The organism is Leuconostoc fallax KCTC 3537 (genome assembly GCF_000165675.1).
GTDB classification, from domain to species: domain Bacteria; phylum Bacillota; class Bacilli; order Lactobacillales; family Lactobacillaceae; genus Leuconostoc_B; species Leuconostoc_B fallax.
In genome coordinates this window covers 189,037-212,485 of the sequence record NZ_AEIZ01000026.1, presented here as the reverse complement: position 1 = coordinate 212,485, position 23,449 = coordinate 189,037, and the positions used below count along the sequence as shown (strand labels likewise).

18 protein-coding genes, 4 pseudogenes and 1 other annotated feature are annotated in these 23,449 nt (G+C 37.3%); all 22 genes and pseudogenes read left to right on the top strand.

Annotated features, from left to right (window positions below):
- The first annotated feature begins 87 nt into the window (after nt 1–87).
- The 22 genes and pseudogenes from LEUFL_RS0108390 to pgsA all read left to right on the top strand — a co-directional run bounded on the left by LEUFL_RS0108390 (nt 88) and on the right by pgsA (nt 23,431).
- A complete protein-coding gene (locus tag LEUFL_RS0108390) occupies nt 88–522 on the top strand; it encodes a YwiB family protein (RefSeq protein ID WP_010008778.1) in 435 nt (144 codons plus the stop codon).
- 43 nt (nt 523–565) lie between these two features.
- Nucleotides 566–1,135, top strand: a complete 570-nt coding sequence (gene rpoE / locus LEUFL_RS0108385) for a DNA-directed RNA polymerase subunit delta (RefSeq protein ID WP_010008777.1) — start codon at nt 566–568, stop codon at nt 1,133–1,135.
- A gap of 230 nt (nt 1,136–1,365) precedes the next feature.
- Nucleotides 1,366–2,979, top strand: coding sequence for a CTP synthase (gene pyrG / locus LEUFL_RS0108380; RefSeq protein ID WP_010008774.1), 1,614 nt, complete (start codon nt 1,366–1,368; stop codon nt 2,977–2,979).
- A gap of 95 nt (nt 2,980–3,074) precedes the next feature.
- On the top strand, nt 3,075–4,361 hold the full coding sequence (murA, locus tag LEUFL_RS0108375; protein ID WP_010008773.1) for a UDP-N-acetylglucosamine 1-carboxyvinyltransferase: 1,287 nt from the start codon (nt 3,075–3,077) through the stop codon (nt 4,359–4,361).
- A 92-nt stretch (nt 4,362–4,453) separates the two neighbouring features.
- Nucleotides 4,454–4,702 carry a type B 50S ribosomal protein L31 gene (locus LEUFL_RS0108370; protein ID WP_010008772.1) on the top strand — a complete coding sequence of 83 codons (249 nt, stop codon included), beginning with the start codon at nt 4,454–4,456 and terminating at the stop codon, nt 4,700–4,702.
- A 70-nt stretch (nt 4,703–4,772) separates the two neighbouring features.
- On the top strand, nt 4,773–6,155 hold the full coding sequence (gene rlmD, locus LEUFL_RS0108365) for a 23S rRNA (uracil(1939)-C(5))-methyltransferase RlmD (protein ID WP_010008769.1): 1,383 nt from the start codon (nt 4,773–4,775) through the stop codon (nt 6,153–6,155).
- Nucleotides 6,156–6,184: 29 nt separating this feature from the next.
- Complete coding sequence (locus LEUFL_RS0108360) at nt 6,185–7,540, top strand: UDP-N-acetylmuramoyl-tripeptide--D-alanyl-D-alanine ligase (protein ID WP_010008766.1); 1,356 nt, start codon at nt 6,185–6,187, stop codon at nt 7,538–7,540.
- A gap of 30 nt (nt 7,541–7,570) precedes the next feature.
- On the top strand, nt 7,571–8,737 hold the full coding sequence (locus LEUFL_RS12250; RefSeq protein ID WP_010008765.1) for a serine hydrolase domain-containing protein: 1,167 nt from the start codon (nt 7,571–7,573) through the stop codon (nt 8,735–8,737).
- A gap of 42 nt (nt 8,738–8,779) precedes the next feature.
- Complete coding sequence (cshA, locus tag LEUFL_RS0108350; RefSeq protein WP_010008764.1) at nt 8,780–10,435, top strand: degradosome RNA helicase CshA; 1,656 nt, start codon at nt 8,780–8,782, stop codon at nt 10,433–10,435.
- Between the two features lie 65 nt (nt 10,436–10,500).
- Nucleotides 10,501–11,712 (top strand): bifunctional folylpolyglutamate synthase/dihydrofolate synthase, encoded by a 1,212-nt coding sequence (locus tag LEUFL_RS0108345; RefSeq protein ID WP_010008763.1) that lies wholly within the window; start codon nt 10,501–10,503, stop codon nt 11,710–11,712.
- Nucleotides 11,713–11,772: 60 nt separating this feature from the next.
- Nucleotides 11,773–12,429, top strand: a complete 657-nt coding sequence (locus LEUFL_RS0108340; protein WP_010008761.1) for a JAB domain-containing protein — start codon at nt 11,773–11,775, stop codon at nt 12,427–12,429.
- 76 nt (nt 12,430–12,505) lie between these two features.
- Nucleotides 12,506–13,513 carry a rod shape-determining protein gene (locus LEUFL_RS0108335; RefSeq protein WP_010008759.1) on the top strand — a complete coding sequence of 336 codons (1,008 nt, stop codon included), beginning with the start codon at nt 12,506–12,508 and terminating at the stop codon, nt 13,511–13,513.
- Nucleotides 13,514–13,597: 84 nt separating this feature from the next.
- On the top strand, nt 13,598–14,455 hold the full coding sequence (gene mreC, locus LEUFL_RS0108330; RefSeq protein ID WP_029508738.1) for a rod shape-determining protein MreC: 858 nt from the start codon (nt 13,598–13,600) through the stop codon (nt 14,453–14,455).
- A complete protein-coding gene (mreD, locus tag LEUFL_RS0108325; RefSeq protein WP_010008756.1) occupies nt 14,455–14,982 on the top strand; it encodes a rod shape-determining protein MreD in 528 nt (175 codons plus the stop codon). Before mreC ends, mreD begins: the two co-directional genes overlap by 1 nt.
- 40 nt (nt 14,983–15,022) lie before the next feature.
- Nucleotides 15,023–15,248: a binding site (T-box leader), on the top strand.
- Between the two features lie 174 nt (nt 15,249–15,422).
- Complete coding sequence (locus LEUFL_RS0108320) at nt 15,423–16,064, top strand: amino acid ABC transporter permease (RefSeq protein WP_010008755.1); 642 nt, start codon at nt 15,423–15,425, stop codon at nt 16,062–16,064.
- Nucleotides 16,065–16,070: 6 nt separating this feature from the next.
- Nucleotides 16,071–16,710 (top strand): annotated as a pseudogene (locus LEUFL_RS12245) (amino acid ABC transporter ATP-binding protein).
- Nucleotides 16,711–16,744: 34 nt separating this feature from the next.
- Nucleotides 16,745–17,576: pseudogene (locus tag LEUFL_RS12240) on the top strand (amino acid ABC transporter substrate-binding protein).
- A 363-nt stretch (nt 17,577–17,939) separates the two neighbouring features.
- Nucleotides 17,940–19,392, top strand: a pseudogene (gene cls, locus LEUFL_RS12235) (cardiolipin synthase).
- A 4-nt stretch (nt 19,393–19,396) separates the two neighbouring features.
- On the top strand, nt 19,397–20,650 hold the full coding sequence (yfmF, locus tag LEUFL_RS0108300; RefSeq protein WP_029508737.1) for an EF-P 5-aminopentanol modification-associated protein YfmF: 1,254 nt from the start codon (nt 19,397–19,399) through the stop codon (nt 20,648–20,650).
- 39 nt (nt 20,651–20,689) lie between these two features.
- Nucleotides 20,690–21,924: pseudogene (gene yfmH / locus LEUFL_RS12230) on the top strand (EF-P 5-aminopentanol modification-associated protein YfmH).
- Between the two features lie 21 nt (nt 21,925–21,945).
- A complete protein-coding gene (locus LEUFL_RS0108290; RefSeq protein WP_010008751.1) occupies nt 21,946–22,836 on the top strand; it encodes a RodZ domain-containing protein in 891 nt (296 codons plus the stop codon).
- A gap of 13 nt (nt 22,837–22,849) precedes the next feature.
- Entirely contained in the window at nt 22,850–23,431 is a 582-nt protein-coding gene (pgsA, locus tag LEUFL_RS0108285; protein WP_010008749.1) for a CDP-diacylglycerol--glycerol-3-phosphate 3-phosphatidyltransferase, read from the top strand.
- Nucleotides 23,432–23,449: the final 18 nt, after the last annotated feature.

Below are 23,449 nucleotides of genomic sequence, written 5' to 3'. Positions count from 1 at the left end.
AAAAATTAAGAGTTTCTCAAATGAACTAATATTTATTATATATTATAGTATAATTGAAAGTTAGATTGTAATATTGAGGCAGAAAAGATGGCAAATAATGATTTTGAACAAATCAATGTTCACCTAACAACGAAAGTTTGTCTAGATAATGAAGTTGAAGAATTTTCTTTTGATACGCTTGGGCAACTAATTGTCAAAAATGAAGCGGTTTATATTCGTTATACAGAGACATTACCAGATCAACCCCAAGTGCACGTTACCTTCAAATTTGATCCTAATGGCAGTATTCGTCTAATGCGCTCAGGCGATGTGAAGACAGTCATGACTTTTGTGGATAGTAAAGAAGTACCAGCATCTTATGAAACACCATCTGGTCGCATGACGATGGCAACAAGAACAACATTACTAGCAACAGCACTAGATACTGCTAATTTACGTGGTGAAACAGCAATTGATTATATTTTAACGGCAAATGAACAATTAATCGGGCAATATGAGATAAGGTTGCAATTCAATGCTTGATTGGATATACTTGATGAGTTAGAAACGCGAAAGGACGTGCAAAATGTCACTCACACAATTTGGAAATCACCCAAAAGAAGAACTTTCATTAGTTGAGATTGCGGTCGCAATTCTTAGTGAGCATAGAGAACCAATGCAGTTTTCTGCCTTGGCTCAAGAGATACAAGAGTTTTTAGATGTTGATTCAGAATCATTCAAATCACGTTTATCACAATTTTATACAGAACTTAATACTGATGGCTCATTTATTTCGTTAGGTAATAACGAGTGGGCATTACGTGCATGGTATCCTGTGGATGCTATTGACGAATCAATTCATGAAATTGATGACGAAGTTGAATTACCTAAGCGTAAAAAGACAGCCAAAAAGGTCAATGTCTTTGCAGACAGCGCGAGTGACGATGATGTTATTGATTATAACGATGATGATCCAGAAGATGATGATTTTGGCGAAACTTCAGAAGACGAGCATACTGATACACATGATGCGAGTGATGACGAAGAGACAGAAATTGATTCTGATGATAATGCCGAATCAATCGATGACAATTTAAATGAATTGGCTGGAACAGATGATTTAGATGACTTAGGCGATGGAGATGAAGAGAAATAAGTTTTTCTTCTGCTTAAGTACTTGACAGGCTATCATTTAGTACGTATAGTATAATAGGGCTCCCATTTAATGGGAAACATTGAAAAGCTCCCAAGCTAGACTTGGGAGCTTTTGTAGTTGTAACACCATGTTCCCGCGTATCGACTATCAAAGGAGGAATAGCGTTTCTCATTAATCGTTTGTATTTGTTGTTAAAGTCATACAAATGATTAATTTAGCGCTTTTAGTTTATGGCAAACAAGCAAGTTAAGTATATATTTGTGACAGGTGGCGTTGTTTCATCTTTGGGTAAAGGAATAGTCGCTGCTTCGCTCGGCAGACTATTAAAAAACCGTGGCTTGAAATTGGCCATTCAAAAATTAGACCCCTATATTAACATTGATCCAGGGACAATGAGTCCTTACCAGCACGGTGAAACATTTGTTACCGGTGATGGCTTAGAAACAGATTTAGATATGGGTCACTATGAACGTTTTATAGATATTAATACCAATATGTATTCAAACGTGACGACAGGTAGAGTTTATTCTGAAGTCCTAGCAAAAGAACGCCGTGGTGATTATAATGGTGGTACTGTTCAAGTGATACCACATGTAACAGATGCCATTAAAGAAAAAATGCGTCAAGCAGCTGAATCAACAGATGCTGATGTGGTTATCGTAGAAGTTGGTGGTACTGTTGGTGATATTGAGAGTCTACCATTCGTAGAAGCACTTCGCCAAATGAAAACAGACTTAGGTTCGGAAAATGTTTTCTATATTCATACCAGCTTAATTGTTTACTTAAAGGCGGCAGGTGAAGCTAAGACGAAGCCAACACAACATTCTGTTGCACAATTACGTTCATTGGGTATACAGCCAGATATGTTGGTGTTACGAACAGAAAAGCCACTTGATGAGGGCTTGAAAAATAAGCTTGCGACGTTCACTGATGTGCCAAATGACGCCATTGTGGAGAGTTTGGATGTCGACACGCTTTATGAAATTCCACTGAACTTACAAGCACAAGATATGGATGATGTGGTATTAGAAAAGCTTAATATTGATGCACCAGAAGCTGATATGACTGACTGGGCTGCAATGGTTGACAATATCAAGTCACCTAAGAGCACAGTAGATATCACATTGGTTGGAAAGTATACCGATCTGCCTGATGCCTACATTTCAGTGAATGAGGCATTAAAGCACGCAGGTTATTCACAAAGTACAGAAGTTAATATTAATCATATTAACGCTGAAAGTGTTAACCAAGATAATGTTGCTGAATTGCTACATGATGCTAATGGTATCATTGTGCCTGGCGGATTTGGACCACGTGGTACAGAAGGTAAAATCCAAGCTATACGTTATGCACGTGAAAATAATGTCCCATTCTTGGGTGTTTGCTTAGGTATGCAGTTAGCTTCTGTAGAATTTGCACGTGATGTATTAGGTTATCAAGATGCTAATTCAACAGAATTAAACGCTGACACTTCTGCGCCAATTATTGATTTGATGAAGGATCAAGAAGGTGTCGAAAACCTTGGTGGTACTTTGAGATTAGGCCTTTATCCTGCACAGTTGTTACCAGGAACAGTTACAGCACATGCATACGGTGATCAAGACATCATCCAACAGCGTCATCGTCATCGTTATGAATTTAATACACAATATCGTGAAGAGTTTGAGAAAGCAGGCATGGTATTTTCTGCTACATCTCCAGATGATCGTTTGATGGAAGTGATTGAATATCCAAAAAATGATTTCTTCGTTGCAGCACAATATCATCCTGAATTCTTAAGTCGTCCTAATCGTCCTGAAGGGCTATATCATGACTTTATACAGGCTTCAATTAAAGCCAAGTAACGCACGTTAGGGGCAAACTTTCATTGTTATCGTTTGAGTCTCTTTATTAAAGTATGTATAATAGAACGCGGACTACAAGAATATAGGAAAGTTTTATGGCAAAAATAATTATCCACGGTGGTAAACGCTTACGTGGGGAAGTCACCATTGGTGGTGCAAAAAACTCTACAGTTGCACTTATACCTGCAGCTATTTTGGCAGATACACCAGTAAAATTTGATACAGTACCACAAATTTTAGATGTTAAAAATTTGCAATTAATTTTATCAGCAATGAACGTTACATCTGATTTTAATAATGGTGAATTAGAAATTGATCCCACTAATATTCGCGAAAGTGAATTGCCAAGTGGTGCAATTAAGTCACTTCGGGCATCGTACTATTTCATGGGTGCATTATTAGGAAAGTTTGGACGGGCAACTGTCACTTTTCCTGGTGGGGATAACCTTGGGCGTCGACCAATTGACCAACATATCAAAGGCTTTAAAGCCTTAGGTGCTAAAGTTTCTGAAAATAATGATATTATTCACATCGATGCTACTGAGAATGGACTAGTGGGTGCTAGAATTTTCTTAGATACAGTTTCTGTTGGTGCTACAATTAATATTATCTTGGCGGCTGTGCGGGCCAAGGGGCAGACGATTATTGAAAACGCAGCACGTGAACCTGAAATTATTGATATTGCAACCTTCCTAAACAATATGGGTGCAAACGTTCGTGGTGCAGGTACTGATGTCATCCGTATCGCTGGTGTACCACATCTAAAAGCGCGTAATACGCATACAATTATTCCAGACCGTATCGAAGCTGGGACATACATGAGTATGGCCGCTGCGATGGGGGATGGGGTTTTAATTAAAAATGTTATCCCAGAACATCTGGAATCATATATATCAAAATTAATAGAAATTGGCGTTAATATAGAAATCGATGAAGATCAGGTTTATGTTTATAAGTCTGATAACCTTCATCCAGCACATATTAAAACCTTACCGTTCCCTGGATTTGCAACAGATTTGCAACAGCCCATCACCCCTTTATTGATGTTAGCTGAAGGTGAAAGTACCATTACGGATACTATTTATCCTAAACGTGTCCGTCATATTCCAGAACTACGACGTATGGGTGGAGATATTGATTCAGCTGTTGCCGGTGAAATTATCGTGAACCAATCAAAACGATTGATTGGAACCGACGTACAAGCAGCAGAGATTCGCGCCGGTGCAGCGCTGATTATTGCAGCACTAATGGCAAAGGGCACAACAACGATTCATGATGCTGATCATATCTTACGTGGATATGACCGTATTGCTGAAAAGTTAACAGATTTGGGTGCTGAAGTATCAATTGAAGGTATTGATTTAATTAACCTCATGCCATAACTTGATTACTATTTTATGGTATGTTAAAATAATCTAGTTAATAACTGACTCTGTCATTACTGAAAATGCAGGGCGCTAAGGAGAAATGAACAATGCAAGCAGGAATTCATCCAGAATATCAAGCAGTCGTATTCGTTGATTCAACTACTGGTAAGAAGTTCTTATCAGGTTCAACATTGACATCAAACGAAACAACAGAATTTGAAGGTAAAGAATACCCAATGATTCGTATGGATATCACGTCAGATTCACATCCATTCTACACAGGTAAGCAAAAGTTTACTCAAGCAGATGGTGCGGTCGACAAGTTCAACAAGAAGTATGGTTTGAAGAACAACTAATTGTTGTGAAAGCGTTCACGCGAGTGGACGCTTTTTTGTTAACATGAATTAAATCTTTAAAGGAATGTACATGGCAAAAACAATTGTTCCAGTAAAATTACATCAGACACTAGAAGTTGATATTGTAGATACCACTATTGGTGGTATGGGAATTGCTCAAATTACACCGACTTATCCACTTTATTTAGCAGATGCGATTCCAGGTGAGCGCGTACTGGCAGAGGTCATTCAGGTAGATAAATTATCAGGATACGGCCGAATTATCGAAAGAGTAAAAATATCTAGTCAACGTATTGATGCGCAGCGCCAGTATCTTATTGACGCTGGAACCGCACCACTTGTTAATTTTTCTTACACAGCACAGCTTGAGTGGAAAAGACAAAAAGTGCAGACGTTATTTGAAAAAGCTAATATCAACGTTAATGTGGCTGAAACCGTTGGCATGGCACAACCAAGTTATTATCGAAATAAAACAATTGTGCCAACAAAATGGCAAAATCAACAGTTGCAAACTGGTTTTTTCAAAAGAGGAACGCATGAGCTAGTACCAATGACTGATTATTTTGTGAATGATCGAAAAATTGATGAAGCCATTGTTATTGTTCGGAATGTATTAGAGAATTATCAAATTAGTGCTTTTGATCCAGACACTCAAGAGGGTGCTATTCGCTATATTATGGTGCGCCGTGGTTATTATAGTCATGAGTTGATGGTTGTCTTGGTATCTAACCAGGCTGAATTAGTACATGAACAACAAATCATTCGTGATTTACAAGAGCAATTACCTGAATTGAAAAGTTTGATCTTTAATTATAGTCCTAAAAAAGATTATGTTTTATTAAGCCCGCATAATCGTACGTTATGGGGTGAAGCAGCTATTCATGATACGTTACTAGGATTAGATTTTATTATTGGTCCCAATTCTTTCTATCAAGTTAACCCCATCATGACAGAAAAGCTTTACACTTTGGCAGCACAAAAAGCACAATTAAAGCCAACTGATATTGTCATTGATGCGTATTCTGGTATTGGCACAATTGGTATTAGTGTTGCCAATAAGGTTAAACAAGTGCTAGGTGTAGAAGTAGTTGCTGGTGCGGTAGCTGATGCACAATTAAATGTGGATACGAATCATATTGATAATGCTACTTTTTTGTTAAATGATGCGCCAGAACAAATGGCACTATGGCAAGAGCAGGGTATAAAGCCAGATGTTATTTTTGTTGATCCGCCACGAAGAGGTTTAACAAAATCCTTAATTGATTCAGTAGCTGATATGGCACCAAAACGCTTTGTCTATATTAGCTGTAATCCAGTTACCCTAGTTCGCGATACTGCAGAAATATTGACTAAGGGTTATCATATTGAAGGAGACGTGCAAACAGTTGATCAGTTTCCACAAACATCACATATTGAAACGATTGTTGTTTTTACACGCCATCATGAATCATGATAAAAAGATAGTAGTCTAAAGGACAAATGATGAATATTACGTTAGAAAAATTAGCTGAAGTTTTGAATGCACCATTTCAAGGAAAAGATAGTGTGGCTATTAGCGGTGTTGCTTTTGACTCACGACATGTCAAAGAGGGACAACTATTTATTGCTTTAGTAGCTGAAAATGATGGGCATGATTATATTGAGAATGCGTTAGCTAATGGTGCTCATGCAGTATTAGTTGATAGCCAGCATCAATTAAAAGAGGACTGGCCTGCTGTAATTGTTGATGATACGCTCGTTGCCATGCAAAAATTAGGCCAGTGGTATCGTCATCAAGTTAATCCAAAGGTCGTTGCGATTACTGGTTCCAATGGTAAAACAACAACGAAAGATATGGCAGCTGAAATTGCTAATCAACAGTATCGTACATTCAAGACACCTGAAAATTATAATAATGAAATTGGTGTACCAATGACGTTGTTGTCGATGCCAGAATCTACGGAAGTGCTAATTGTTGAACTAGGAATGGATCGTCCAGGACAATTAACTGTCTTATCACATTTAGTAGAACCAGATATTGCGATTATTACGATGATTGGCGAAGCGCATATCGAGTTTTTCAAGACACGTCGCAATATTGCAAAGGCAAAATTAGAAATTATTAATGGGTTAAAAGCTGAAGGAACACTAATTATTCCAAATGATGAGCCCTTGTTGACACAAGAAATATCTCATATTGAACAGCATGTCAAAACATTTGGCACAATCGATGCGGATGTTAACGCCACAGACATTAGTGTTGAAAATAATCAATCTCAATTTAATATTAATCAGCAAAAATTTGCAATTCCTATGTTGGGTCGGTATAATATTATGAATGCGCTCGCAGCGATTACAGCGGGTAACTTATTACATATTGATTTAAAAAACGCCCAAAAAGCACTATTAGATTTTGATCTAACCAAGAATAGAACTGAAATTTTACACACAACTCACGGTGTGACAATAATTAGTGATGTTTATAATTCAAATCCCACGGCTGTGAAAGCCGTCTTGGCAACATTAGTTAGCCGAGAAGTACAAGGCAAACGTTATGTTGTATTGGGAGATATGTTGGAACTTGGTCAACAAGCTGGTATAATGCATGCTGGTTTAGCAGAGTCAGTGCAAGAGTCTCATATTGACGGCGTTTATCTAGTAGGAGAATTGATGAGAAAACATCTTTATCCTATTTTGCAAAAGCATTTTGATCAAACGCAATTGCACCAATATGCAAAAGACCAGTTAGACGATTTAGTTTCTGATTTAAATAAGCTCGGCCAACAAGGTGATGTCATGCTATTAAAGGCAAGTCATGGGATACATCTAGAGAGGGTTGTAGACGAGTTAATGAAGTAATTGAAGTTTTTATGACTAAAGGGGTATGTCGTGAAACGTAGGCAATTTCGGCAAAAGCCAAAGCGCCGATTACGATTAGCAAGTATTATAGGAATAATCATTGCTCTGATCGTACTAACAGCGGGTGGCATTTATATTTATAGTAGTGATGTTGTGCAATCACCACATCGCAAAACTAAGGTTAAAGTACAGCAAGTTACAAAACAACCCAAACAACCGGTTTCAGCGCGTCAGATAAAATCACTGCAACAAGATGTAGCACCTACAGATGATTTAGCACGCCATTTCGATCAACAATTACAGCAACATCAATATATTGGTACCGCACTTGTCGTTCATAATCATCGTATTATTTTACAAAAGGGCTATGGCTATGCTGATGCGAAAACGAAACGATTAAACAATGCGATATCTTTGTTTCAATTTGCTTCGCTACAAAAAAGCTTAACTGCTTTGATGATCATGCAACAAATTGAAAAGGGCAAACTGAGTTTAGATACACCAGTCAGCAAATTTTATCCTAAAATTCCTAATGCTAACAGTATTACTATTAAGAATTTATTGACAATGACCAGTGGCCTGAAGGACTCCGGTACATTGAAGGGGATGACGTTAGATGAACGTGATGTTCAGCAAGTGATTGCAACGGCTGTTATTCATCAGGTACCTGATAGCGGACCGTGGGCATATCGTATGATTGACTATAAGATTCTCACAGGAATCTTGCGTCATGTAACACGTGAAAGTTATCAATTATCCATTGATGATTTATCGCAGCAGGGTGTTATTGGTTTAACAGATTATCAGCATTTTATAATTGATAAAAACAGGACGTATTCTTATCGTCAAAATTATCAGTTAGTGAAAGATAATCCAGTTGCTTATTCTCATGAAACAGGTACTGGTAATTATGCTACAACAACTGGTATGCTCTATCATTATTATGATTTGTTATTAAATTGTAAGTTGTTAAAACCAATGTTTTGCCAAGAAATGTTAACACCTTTGCCAAATGAAAAGTATGCGGCGGGGTTATATAACAATGGCGACTACTATAGTGCACACGGTATTATTAGGGGATATGAACCGTGTGTGGTATTGTCAAAGAACAGCAAGGACGCCGTTATTTTATTAAGTAACCAGAATTATAAAAAAATACATGGCAACCACTTGCAAAACGATTATTTACAGAAATGACAGCTATTCCGACTAAGTAGAATAGGGTCAGAGGAGAAAATTTTGAAATTTAACGAATTAGGTCTATCTCAAGAATTACTACAATCAATCGCTGAACATGGCTATGTTGAAGCAACGCCTATTCAAGAAAAGACAATTCCATTAACATTGGTTGGTAAAGATGTTATCGGACAGGCTCAAACAGGAACGGGTAAGACAGCGGCGTTTGGTTTGCCTATTTTGGAACATATTGATTTGAATAATAAAAATATTCAAGCGTTAATTGTTTCACCTACTCGTGAATTAGCCATTCAAACAGCTGATGAATTGAAAAAGTTAGGCCGTGATAAGCATGTGGATGTTCAAGTTGTCTTTGGTGGTGCTGATATTCGCCGTCAAATTCAAAATTTGAAGTCACATCCACAAATTTTAGTTGGAACACCAGGCCGTTTGCTTGACCATACTAATCGTAAAACAGTTAAATTAGATCACGTTAACACTTTAGTTTTGGATGAAGCTGATGAAATGTTAAACATGGGATTCTTGGATGATATTGAAGCAATTATCGAAAAGACACCCGCAACACGTCAAACATTGCTATTCTCTGCAACTATGCCGCCTGCAATCAAGCTCATTGGTGTTAAGTTCATGACGAATCCTGAGCATATCCAAATTGAAGCGAAAGAATTAACAACAGATTTGGTTGATCAATATTTCGTACGTGTACGAGAGAATGAAAAGTTTGATACAATGACACGTATCTTCGATGTTCAAGCACCCAAGTTGGCCATTGTGTTTGGTCGTACAAAGCGTCGTGTTGAAGAATTAGCGCGTGGACTAGAAGCGCGTGGTTATCATGCAGCAGGTTTGCATGGAGATTTGACACAACAAATGCGTTCACGTGTCTTGGCACAATTCAAGTCACATGAAATTAATATTTTGGTTGCTACTGACGTTGCAGCACGTGGATTAGACGTGAAAGATGTCTCTCATGTTTATAACTTTGATATTCCACAAGATCCTGAAAGTTATGTTCACCGTATTGGCCGTACTGGTCGTGCGGGGGCCGAAGGTGTGTCTGTTACATTTGTAGCACCAAATGAAATGGATTACTTGCGTGCCGTTGAAAATTTGACTAAAAAGCGCATGACACCGTTAGAGCCTGCGACATTGCAACAAGCTCGAGTAGGTAAAATTAACAATGCGGCTGGAGAAGTAGCTAAGTTAATTCAATCAACTGATGTATCAGAAATTCAAGACCAAGTGAATGCACTGACTGAAAAGTATTCAGCAGAGCAATTAGCAGCAGCATTGCTTTCAAGTGTTGCGGATTTGGAAAAGCAAAATACACCTGTTGAAATTACACGCGAACGCCCATTACCACGTCGTCGTGGCAATGGCCGTGGTGGCAATAGTCGCCAACGTGATGGCCGTGGCGGTGGTAATCGTCGCAATTCATCACGTAATGGTGGTGGTCGTGACCGCCGTAGTAATGGTGGCGATCGTGACCGCCGTAGTAATGGTGGCGATCGTGACCGCCGTAGTAATGGTGGCGATCGTGATCGTCGTCGTGATGGTGGTGATCGTGACCGCGATCGTCGTGGTAGTAGCAATAATGGTGATCGTCGTTTTGGTGACTACCGTCGTCGTGATGGTCGTTCAGCATCTCGTCAAGGTCGCTCAGCGAATCGTGAATTTACAATTCGTGATAAAGACTAAGCACTTACTGTATAATGAATTTAACCATCCAATTAATGGATGGTTTTTATTTTAGGAGTAAAATCATGGTTCACTTTAAAACAGTTGATGATGCGATTTCATTTATACATAGTCGTCCGAATACTGGACATAAAGTTTCACTAGAGCGAATGTATACTTTGTTAAAGGCCTTAGGAAATCCTAATGAAAAGTTACCACCAGCTATTCATGTTGCAGGAACGAATGGTAAAGGTTCTGTATCTACAATGTGTAGTTATATTTTAGCCGCACAAAATAAACGAGTTGGGTTATTCGTATCGCCGTTCATTATTGATTTTAGAGAACGCATTCAAATTAATAATCAATTTATTGAGCCAGAAGATTTGAGACAAGTCACAGAGGATGTTGCCAATGTTTTAAAACAAGTAGATGAAAAACTGTATCCGGATATTTCGGTGGAATTTGAAGTCTTAACCGTAATTGCTCTAACTTATTTTTCTCGACAATCATTGGATGCGCTTGTCGTTGAAGTTGGTATTGGTGGTAAGTACGATTCAACTAATGTTTTATCACAAGCTAAAGTGGCAGTAATCACGAGTATTGGTTTTGACCATATGAAAATGTTGGGTGATACAATTCCCAAGATTGCGCAGCAAAAGGCTGGTATTATTCATAATGGTATGCGGGTTGTTATTGGAAAACTACCAGAAGCAGCACAACAAGTCATCTCTGAAGTTTCCGATCAGCCACCTATTTCTGGTAAAATAAATGAATTTGATGCAACTTTACCCGGAGAATTTCAGCATATGAACACAGCAACTGCAGTTGCTGCTGTCCGTGCATATGATGCAACAATTGATGATGCGATAATTAGACGTGGGTTGGATATGGTAACGATTCCAGCACGATATGAAATCGTAAAGCAGGCACCAATAACAATATTGGATGGGGCACATAACGCTCAAGGAATCGAGCAACTTGTATTATCGCTCAGATATCAATTTCCAAATCAAAAAATAACATTAATTATTGGTAGTCTGGCTGATAAAAATGTAGCTGATACATTTACGAATATTTTAAGCCATACTAATTTTAGGTTGATATTAGTACCTTTTGTAGGGCCTAATGGGCGGCATGGTTTAGATATTCAAGAAACATTAGTTCAACATCAGCAAAATAAGCGCCTTATATTTTTTGATAGTTGGCAAACAGCCTATCAACACGTCGGTCATGATGAGGTAGTTGCTTTAACTGGGTCTTTGTATTTTGTTAGTGAAGTTCGAAAATCATTAAAATGATAACAACATATTCATCATGAGTTTATTCATATCTCTCGTATCATAGCTTAGAGGTGAATAATGATAAGTGAATCGACTGTACAATCAGAAACAATACTTCAACAGATTGAAAATTTTTATAATTTATTGCGTCATCCTGACACAACAACTGCGCTTAATCAATTTAAGCATTATTTTCCGAGTCCCTGTGATTTAAAAGATATGAGTTATGATGATATTCAAGATTTTATTTCACATTATCCCAATTATAATCGCGCGTTATTAGTCGGCATTGAAATTGGTAAGTGTGTAGCCAAAGCATCTCGGCCAAAGTTACTGAATGCGCGACATTCAGTAGAAATGGGCGAATTCTGTCAGCAACAGCTTGGTAATCTGAAACAAGAACAATTATGTCTCGCAGCATTGGATGCCCAATTAAATATTATTAATTGGGAAGTTGTATTTGTCGGTACATTGACTCACGTTCAGGCCTCGCCACGTGAAATATTTCAAAGATTACTACGGACAAATGCTTATGGCTTTATGATTGTTCATAATCATCCCAGTGGGAATCTAAAACCTTCCAAGGCTGACATTCAATTTAGTCAAAAGTTAGTGACGTTGGGTCAGCAAATGGATATACATATGTTTGATTCTTTTATTGTGAGTTGTGATGGTTACTGGAGTATGTCTGAGAATCAACAGCTTAAAATTGCGGATGTCATACCCACACATTAATCGTGTAAAAATGTACAAATGATGTACTAAAATATGCTACAATACTATAAGTTAAGGACAAAAGAGGGCAAATATCGTGGCATTTTCATTTGGACAACGAAACGTTGGTATCGACTTAGGAACAGCAAATACATATGTATATATTGAAGGTCGTGGGATCGTACTACGTGAACCTTCTGTTGTAGCACGTAACACACAGACTAATGAGGTCGTTGCGGTTGGAACAGAGGCCAAAGAGATGCTTGGACGGACACCTGCTAGTATTGCGGCAATTCGACCTATGCGAGATGGTGTCATTGCGGATTATGATACAACGGTCGCAATGATTCGTTATTATTTACAAAAAGCATTGGGTGGTCGTATTGGTAAACCGTATGTTACGGTTGGCGTACCATCCGGTGTTACGGCAGTTGAACGTCGTGCCGTTATTGATGCTGCGCGTGTTGCTGGTGCACGTGATGCTTATGTTATTGAAGAGCCTTTTGCTGCTGCTGTTGGTGCAGGACTACCCGTGATGGATCCTACTGGATCAATGGTAGTAGACATGGGTGGTGGTACAACGGATGTTGCGACTATTTCATTAGGCGGTATTGTATCCAGTCGATCAATTCGTATTGCTGGTGATAAGTTAGATGAAGCAATTGCTAACTTTGTACGCAATAAATATAATGTTACCATCGGGGAACCAACGGCTGAACGGTTAAAAATAGAAATTGGAGCAGCTTCATTGGAAATGGCAAGAACATTATCTAGTGCATCTGTTCGTGGCCGTGATTTACTAACTGGTTTACCCAAAACAATTGACGTTACAGCTGAAGATGTTGCAGTGGCCATTCAAGAGCCAGTACAAGAAATTGTGGCAGCTATCCGAGAGACGTTGGAAGCAACACAACCAGAGCTAGCTGCCGATGTTATTGATCATGGTATGGTCTTAACTGGTGGTGGTGCATTGTTAAGAGATTTGGATCGTGTGATACAAGAGGCAACCAAAGTTGCTGTCTTAATCGCCAATGAACCTTTAGATGCAGTAGCAATTGGTACCGGTGAAGCTTTAAAGTCTATTGACGTCATGCGTCAGAATTAATATTTTGTATTTTCACTAGCGTGGCGCTTGCGCTACGCTTTTATTTTTATAGGGAATGAATTATTTTAGATAAAGGGGCAAATAATGCGGCGAATATTCTCATCACGCAGTGTAGTTGTAGCCATGGTTGTATTTCTTGTGGTTGTAGGTTTGATAACAGGATCTAATTGGTTTGCAAAACGAACTAATACGCCACCTTTTCTACAGAGGTTTAGCAATGATTTGGCCGGTGGAGCAAGTCGTATATTAGCTGCACCCACAAATGCGATTGGCAGATCAGCTAATAGTATTGGTAATTTATTATCAACATTTGAAGAAAATAAAAAACTAAAATCGGAAGTGGATCAGTTTGCTCAAGATAAGGTGAGACTACAAACTGTTGAAGAAGAAAATAAATCATTAAAGCAACAATTAAAGTTAAAAGCAACTTTAACTGATTATCAAACAGTGTCAGCGGTAACTATTAGTCGCTCACCAACAACATGGCAATCGCAGTTAGTCATTGATAAAGGTACTAATTCTGGTCTTAAGAAAGGAATGCCTGTTTTAGCAGGATCTGGTATTATTGGTCGTATTAGTGAAGTCAACACAACTAATGCAAAAGTCGCATTGATTTCTGATACAAGCGATTCAGCGAACCGGTTTGCTATCACGGTTAAAGGTGATGATGGCGATGTTAATGGTATCGTAACAAGCTTTAATCGTGAAAAGAATCAATTAATTATGGGCCAAGTTACCTCCGATAATAAAATAAAAAAGGGTGATCTCATCCAAACATCTGGTTTAGGTGGTGTGATTCCGAGTGGCTTATTTGTTGGAAAAGTTGCCAGTGTTGCTAAAGATGATTATGGTTTAACTAAGAAAATTTATATTGAACCAGCTGCAGATTTGGGTAATATTACAACGGTTATGGTTGCAGTATCCAAAATGGGGGACAATTAATGGCGTTCTGGCAATTTACACGTTTGAAATTTGTTTATCCGGTTATCCTGTTAATTTTATTCTTCCTAGATGGTACGCTAATGTCTGCCCTAGGTGGTTATTTTACGCACTTCCCATTCCATATTTTACCAATGCTAACATTTGTTTGGTTATTTTTTGGTATTCAATTTAAAGTTTATCAAGACATCCCATTTTGGTGGTATGTATTATTGATTGGTGTGATGTTTGATGCTTATTATACCGGTATCTTTGGGACATATATTATTGCGTTTCTATTGGGTACGTTAATAATGAAACAGTTACACTATTGGTTAGATGAGAGAATTATAGCGGGTCTATTACTATTGTTAATCGGTATCGTTGTTTATTTAATCATCACCTATTTTGCAGGCTTTATTATTGGTATTGCTAATATTTCATTGCTTAATTTCTTAATTTATCAGCTTGTGCCAACCGTTATATTGAATGTTTTTATAGGCGCAATTTTCTATTATCCGACATGGTCTTTTTTCCAAGTTTTAAATTAATGTTGACAAGTTATAAAATTTTAGTAGAATAAGAGTATATTAAAAATCGTTGAACAGAAGAGTAATTCTTATCTTGTTATTAGAGAGCTTATGATTGGTGAAAATAAGTACTAGATAAGAACGAACCACATCTGTGAGTGTGTGATTGAATGAAGTAGATTACATCGGCTGGTGCCCGTTATAGCACACAGTCTTAGACTTATTGAGTTCATCATAGTGATATGGTGTTGCTTAAAGAGGTGGAACCGCGTTCGAACGCCCTCTTGATGTTAACGCATCAGGATGGCGTTTTTTGTTTCATAATAACATGAGACTGTATGAGATACTTTATGTGAGTGAAGTATAAATTGGGGTGGGAACACGCAACGGCGTCCTCTTATGGTTTTTTAAACTGTAAGAGGATTTTTTAATACAATTAGATTGAAATGGAGTATATTATTATGGCCTATCTTTTAGAAATATTACCAAGTCTGTTAAATGGCTTACAATCAACCCTGGGTGTTTTCTTTGTCACTTTAATTGGGTCAATTCCTTTAGGCATTCTCGTTTCATTGGGTTTGCGTTCAGAATTTTTTACAATTCGATGGCTGTTAAATGGTTATATTTGGATTATGCGTGGTACGCCATTATTACTACAACTTATCTTCATCTATTATGGTTTAGGTATGATGGGTATTTCTTTTCCGAGATTCGAAGCGGCCGTTATCGCTTTTATCATTAACTACGCAGCATATTTGGCTGAAATATTCCGTGGGGGTCTTCAGTCAGTACCCAAGGGCCAATATGATGCTGCTAAGGTATTAGGATTTAATAAAATTCAAACATTCTTCAAAATCATTTTGCCACAAGTCATCAAAATTGTCGTACCATCTGTTGGAAATGAAGTGATTAACTTAGTTAAAGACACTTCATTAGTTTATGTTATTGGTTTGGGAGATATCCTGCGTGCAGGAAATATTGCTGCCAGCCGTGACGTGACATTGGTTCCGTATTTACTTGTTGGTTTGCTTTACTTGTTAATGACAGCGATTGTGACTTTGGTTTTGCGCAATAGTGAAAAGCGTTTAAACATTTGGAGGTAAGAAGAAATGTTAGAACTGAAAAATTTAACGAAACAATATGACACAAATATGATTTTCAAGAATTTGAATTTAACAGTTCCTGATGGTGAAGTATTGAGTATTGTTGGGCCATCAGGTATTGGTAAAACAACGCTTCTCAAAATTGTAGCTGGCCTAGAGACAGCCAATGCTGGTGAAATGTTTTTGGACAACAAAGCAGTGAGTGTTAGCGAGGAACGAAATACTGCTGACATTGGTTTGATCTTCCAAGATTTCAACCTTTTTCCAAACTACACAGTATTGGATAATGTGATGTTAGCACCAATCACTGTACAGAAAATGGCGAAAGATCAAGCCAAAAAATTAGCTAGAGAATTGCTACATTCTTTAGGATTGTCAGATAAGGAAAAATTATTTCCGTATCAATTATCAGGTGGGCAAAAGCAACGTGTTGCAATCGCACGTGCATTAGCCATGCAACCTCAAATATTAGCTTATGATGAACCAACAAGTGGTTTGGATGAGCAATCGACCTATCAAGTTGCTGAGATCATTAAAGATCTCAAAAAAGAAGAATGTGACGCAATTGGTGATTACACACGATGAGCCTTTTGCCAAAATGATTTCGGACCGTGTCTTTGATTTTGCGACAGAAGTTGAGCGTTAATCTAGGGAGAAGAGATAATGAAAAATAAAAAACATTGGTTAACAGTATTATTGGTTTAATCGTTATTATATTGATTGCTTTTGGTGTTTACAGTTTTACAAAATCAGATAATAAAAGTACAACAACAGAATCTCAAAAGCAAAGTGATAGTTGGAACCGAATTAAATCAGACAAGCAAATCACTATTGGTTTAGATGATACATTTGTACCTATGGGCTTTAGAAATAATAAAGGTAAGTTAGTTGGCTTTGATGTTGATTTAGCGAATGCAGTCTTTAAGGAATTAGGTGTTAAGGTTAAGTGGCAGCAAATTGATTGGTCAATGAAAGAAACTGAATTAAATAACGGTAACATTGATGCCATTTGGAATGGTTATACTATCACTGATGCAAGAAAAAAGAAGGTTGCCTTTTCAAATCCTTACTACAATAATACCCAGCTCCTTGTTACTTTGAAGAAAACAATATCAATAGTTTTTCTGATATGAAAGATAAGGTTTTGGGTAACCAAACTGCTTCGAGTGGTGATGAAGTACTCAATGCACAACCTAAGGTTTTAAGAGATTATATTAAAAATCAAAAGGCTGTCGGATATGATACTTTTGACAAAGCATTTAATGACTTGAATGCGGGACGTATTGATGGTTTGCTGATTGATGAAGTTTACGCACGATATTATGTCGCACACCAATCTAATCCAGATAATTATACAATTACAACCGGTGGCTTCCCTGTCGATAAAAACGGTGTTGGTTTCCGTAAGTCAGATAAGCAATTACGTCAGAAGGTTAATGAACAACTAGCTGCATTTAAAAAGATGGCCGTATGGCACAGTTAGAGAAAAAATGGTTTGGTAAAGCACAGTAAGCATGTTGGTGCGTTAAAATAATCTTGGAAAGTTGAATGATAAGCTTTCTAAGGTTATTTTTATTTGTCATCATATGATTTTGAAAGTTCGAAAATAAATGATTGACCCAAAAATTATGAGCAGATACGATAGTTAAATAAGCGATGAGGATAATATGATATGCGCATGCTTATCTAAACTTTAAATGCTATCCATGGGGCTAAATGACCCACTTGATGCTATGCAAAATAAATCGCGTAAGCTATTTAAATAATAGGATGTATTTCCCATATTAATGCATTTTTTTTGCTGTATTCCATGCTAAAAACTGGTAGACTGGTATTATTGTATAACAGTAAATCACCAGATAGGAGTTTAACAAAATGCTAGCAGAAACCGTTATTATAATTATTGTCGGCATTTTATTAATTAACGTTATTGGTGCAATTTTAACTGTTTTTAGTGAGAAAAGAGATATTGCAACAATTTGGGCTTGGTTATTAGTCTTGTTACTGTTGCCAGTACTAGGATTTGTTATTTTTTACTTTGCGGGTAGTCGAATATCGAACAAAAAATTTTTCGATTAAGAACGCAAGAACAGCGTGGACTGGAACAAATTGCCAATAATCAACGTCGTGTTTTGTTAAAAGCAGAGAAGTTATTGCCTATTCCAATTACGGCTACTGAATTAGTTAATCTCTTTTTAAAAACTAATAATGCTATGCTAACGCGAGGCAATGACATTCAAATTTTTCAAACAGGTCAAGAAAAATTTGACGCGCTTTTAGCAGATATCCAAAAAGCCAAACACCATATTCATTTGGAATATTTCACAATTTTTGATGATAATATTGGTCAAAAGTTAATTCAGTTATTAACACAAAAAGCACGCGAAGGTGTCGAAGTTCGTATTATTTATGATCAGTTTGGTTCTCATGGCCGGCACGACAGATTATATCGCCCGTTACGTCGCGCAGGGGGAATTGCTATCCCTTTTTGATGCGTCGTTTTCAATTATTAGCACTAAGATTTAATTTTAGAATTCATCGTAAAATTGCGATTATTGATGGCAAAATCGGTTATATTGGTGGTTTCAATGTTGGCGATCAGTATCTTGGCGAATTCACTAAATTTGGTAACTGGCGCGATACGCATTTGAGAATGGATGGGGATGCTGTGTTGTCGATGCAGAGCCGATTTTTAATGGATTGGAATGCAACAGCAGAAGCTAATGAACTATTAATTGATACTGCGCAATATTTTCCTGAAAATATCGAATTACCAGGTAAATCAATGGTACAAATTGTTACCAGTGGACCAGACAGTCAAGTGAATCAAATTAAGCAAGGTTTCATGCGAATGTTTGCTTCTGCTAAGCAAGAAATTATTATCCAAACACCGTACTTTATACCTGATTCGCCAATATTAGAGACTTTAGAAATTGCTTTAATGTCAGGTGTTAAAGTTAGATTAATGATTCCAAACAAACCAGATCATCCTTTTGTTTATCGTGCTACCCAATACTATGCTAAAGAATTGATTAATTGGGGCGCAGAAGTATACCAATATGAAGGTGGCTTTTTGCATAGTAAGGTTGTCATCATTGATAATGAGGTAGCAACCGTCGGTTCAGCTAATATGGATATTCGGTCGTTCTCACTGAACTTTGAAGCTAATGCATTTATCTATGATCGTCAACTAGCAACCCAATTGGAATTACAGTTTAATGAAGATGTCGCACAGTCCTTACAATTGACGCAAGATTACTTTGATCAACAGTCAATTTGGATGAAATTCAAACAAAAATTTAGTAGGTTATTCTCCCCAATTCTATGAAAAAATACAATTATCCGATGGTGTTAACTTAGTTGTGATACCCACCACACAATTTAAAACTTTAAACATATCAGTAGATTTTACAGCACAACTCGCGACACAAAATATTAGTGAACGTGCATTATTATCTTATGTACAATCAGCAAGTGCGAAAGCTTATCCAAACCAACAAGATGTTGCACAAAAATTAATTGATTTGTATGGGGCGCGGTATCAAACAGATGTTATGCGGTTTGGTCAGACGCATCATGTGCGTTTTGACTTACAATTACCCGCACCGAGCTATATCGGCGAACAAACACAATTATTAGCTTCAGCATTTGACTTCTTAGGAGAGATGATATTTTCCCCTAAAGTAAGTGAAAACCAGTTTGATCAACAGATATTTGCTAAAGAACAACAAAGTCTATGCAATGAATTGGCCAGTCTTCGTGATGATAAGCGGCGTTATGCGATGTCTCAACTTAAAGAAATTACTTTTGCTGAAGAAGAAATGACGCTGTCTAGCTTAGGGCGAGCGACAGATGTATCGCAAGTTACGGCTGCTTCATTATATGAAGCATGGCATAAAATGGTGATGACCGATACAATAAGTATTATTGTGCTAGGAGATATTCAAGCATCGCATATTTTGGAATTAGTGAGTCAGTGGCCGCTAGTTTCTCGAAAACCAAAAGTTGTTAAACCATTTTATCAACCACATTTGAGAGAATCCGTTATATCTAAGTCAGAAGGACAATCAGATATTAATCAATCTATTTTAACCTTGGCCTATCATTTGAATATTCCAGCTAATGATAGTCGTCGATTTACAGCTTTGATTTTAAATGCGTTATTTGGTGGATCACCGCTTTCAAAACTCTTTACTAATGTCCGTGAACAGCAGTCATTAGCTTATAGTATCTTTTCAAGCTGGCAACAAGATACTGGCTATTTGACGGTATTAGCTGGTGTAGATAAAGCACAAGTTCAAAGTGCTGATGAGATGATTCAACAACAATTACAAGATATACAAGCCGGCAACATCGATCTGGATGTCCTAGAGGCAATTAAAGCAAGTACAATTAATGATTACTTGAGTCAGCAAGATTCACCAGCTCATCAACTTGAAAAGAACTTTGCGCGCTTATTAACAGGGCGACAAACAACAGCCGAGCAATGGATTAATTATGTGCAAAATGTAACACCGCAAATGGTCCAGCAATTATCACAAGAAGTAATACTACAAAACCGATTTGTACTTTTACCTGAGGGATAATATGAAAACAAAAAATATACACAATTAAAAGAAAACGTTATTGAAGATGTATTACCTAATGGTTTACGTGTTTCATTAGTACCAAAAAATAATTATCATAAAACTTTTGCAGTTATCACAACAGAGTATGGTGCATTAGACATGGCTTTTCAAATTAATAATGAAGAACCTATCATTATTCCGCCCGGGACAGCACATTTTTTAGAACATAAATTGTTTGAAAAAGAAGATGGCGATGCTTTTGCTGGATTTGGCGCTTTAGGTGCAGATGCGAATGCTTTTACGAATGCATACCAAACGAGTTATTTATTCTCCACGTCTCAAAATTTTTCATCAGCGTTGTCATACTTACTAGATTTTGTTCAGGCACCTTATTTTACACAACAAACAGTGGCTAAAGAACAAGGGATTATAGGGCAAGAAATTCAAATGTATGCTGATGATCCAAATTGGAAAGTTTACATGGGTTTATTGAACCTAATGTATCCTGATACGGCATTGGCGACAGATATAGCTGGAACGCAAGCATCTATTGCATTAATTACACCGGAACTCCTATATCAAATTCATCGTGCTTTTTATCAACCATCTCAATTACATTTACAAATTGTTGGGCGCTTTGATCCAGATGAAATTTTAGCATTAATTCATCAGAATCAAGCACAAAAAGTCATTGAATCAGTAGATGTTAAAAAATAACAAATGAGATTAATGCTCCTCGAGAACAAAACATGACAGCATCATTTTCTGTAGTACGGCCAAAAGTTGCTTTTGGTCTGCGCATACAACATGATATCCTTAAAGGTAAGGCAGGCGCTAAAATGTCTGAGGTCGCTGACATTGTTAATGATATGCTATTTGGTGAACAGACCGATTGGTACCAGTCATTATATAGTCAAGGTATTATTGATACTGAATTTAGTGTGTCTTATGACTTGATACGTGAATATCAGTTTGTTAGTATTATAGCTGAAACAACTGAAATTGTAGCGTTAACAGAGGCAATTCAAAAGCGTCTTGATCAATATCAAGAAGTGCTACTAGAAAGTCGCGAATCTTTTGAACAAATACGACGCGCGACATTAGGAGAGGGTATACAAAGACTCAATTCGCTAGAAAGCATTGCATTACGTGGAGATGATGTTTTATTTGGCATTAATTTATTTGATCAAGTGATGTTAATACAAAACTTAACATTTGAAGATATTTTGACAGGTGCGGAGATATTGTACCGCACAGTACATTTACAACGGTTTATACTACAACAGCAGTAGTATAGATATGATAGGACGAATATGAGCGAATCACTAAATAGTAAACATATTGGTGAACAGCTAAAGGCTGCGCGCCAATCAAAAAACTTAACACTAGACGATGTTCAGAAAATGACTAAAATTCAATTGCGTTATTTGGAAGCGATTGAAAATGACAATTTCAGTAGGCTCCCTGGTGATTTTTATGTGCGTGCTTTTATTAGACAGTATGCACTTGCTGTTGATATTCATCCCGAAGAATTATTGGGTGATCAAGCGCCAGCTTCAATATCACGTACGAGTTCATTGAGTCGTGCGCATCGTGACAAGGATGATATTGTGCGTGCTCGAAATCAACATAATAGTTCGGCGGTTGGTAGTTTAATTTCTCATCATATCGCCAAAATATTATGGATAATTTTGGTGTTGATTGCGTTGGGTGTCATTTGGTTTATGACAACACATATGAGTGGAACGACAGATAATTTAGATAATAATCAGGTATCTGTCACAACATCGTCTGTCGATAAAAAATCATCTACTACATCGTCATCAAGCAAAAAGCAACAGAGTAGTACTAATACATCAAAATCACAATCTAAACTTCGCTTAAGCAAACCACAAATTAATACTGCTTTACAAACAACGACGTATAGTATTAAGAATGGTGCAGATAAGACGCATCGTGTTAAAATTGTCGGCCAAAACGGCGCAACAGCAGTTAAGGTGAATACAGATGATAGCACAATCTTACTTGACCAGACGTTGACTGCAGGCGAAGAACAAACAGTAACCATTCCAAGTAGTGCCAAGGCATTTAATGTACAGTTCACTAATGTTGCAAATGCAAAATTAACGGTTGATGGTAAATCTGTGACCATTTCGGGGAATACGACAATATTTTGGAATGTATTATTTAATCTAAAGGACTAAAGGTTGTAAAAGAATGAATTTACCCAATAAATTAACAATATTCAGAATGATTTTAATTCCAGTCTTTATTTTAGTACTGTCTTTGCCTTATGAGTGGACGACACTTCATTGGTTGGGTGCGTCTGTCCCAACCAACTGGCTGTGGGCTGCTATTATTTTTGCAGTCGCTTCTTTGACTGATTTCTTGGATGGGCAAATTGCAAGACGACAACATTTGGTTACGAATTTTGGAAAGTTTGCGGACCCATTAGCGGACAAATTATTAGTCATTACAGCTTTGATTTTCTTAACAAGTTTCGGTATTGTACCGACGTGGATGACTGTTGTTATTGTTATTAGAGAGTTAGCGGTTACTGGTTTACGTACACTTATTGTTGAAAATAACGGAAAAGTGTTAGCAGCTCAGATGCCAGGTAAAATTAAGACATTCTCACAAATGTTTGCGATTTTCTTTTTGTATATGCATAATTGGCCACTTTCAGTTGTCAACTTTCCAATTGGAGAAATTCTCTTATGGATTGCAGTTATTTTTACTATTTATTCAGGTATTGATTATTTTTGGCAAAATCGTAATGTTTTTGCTGATGGACTATGAGCGCGATAAGCGCTTTTT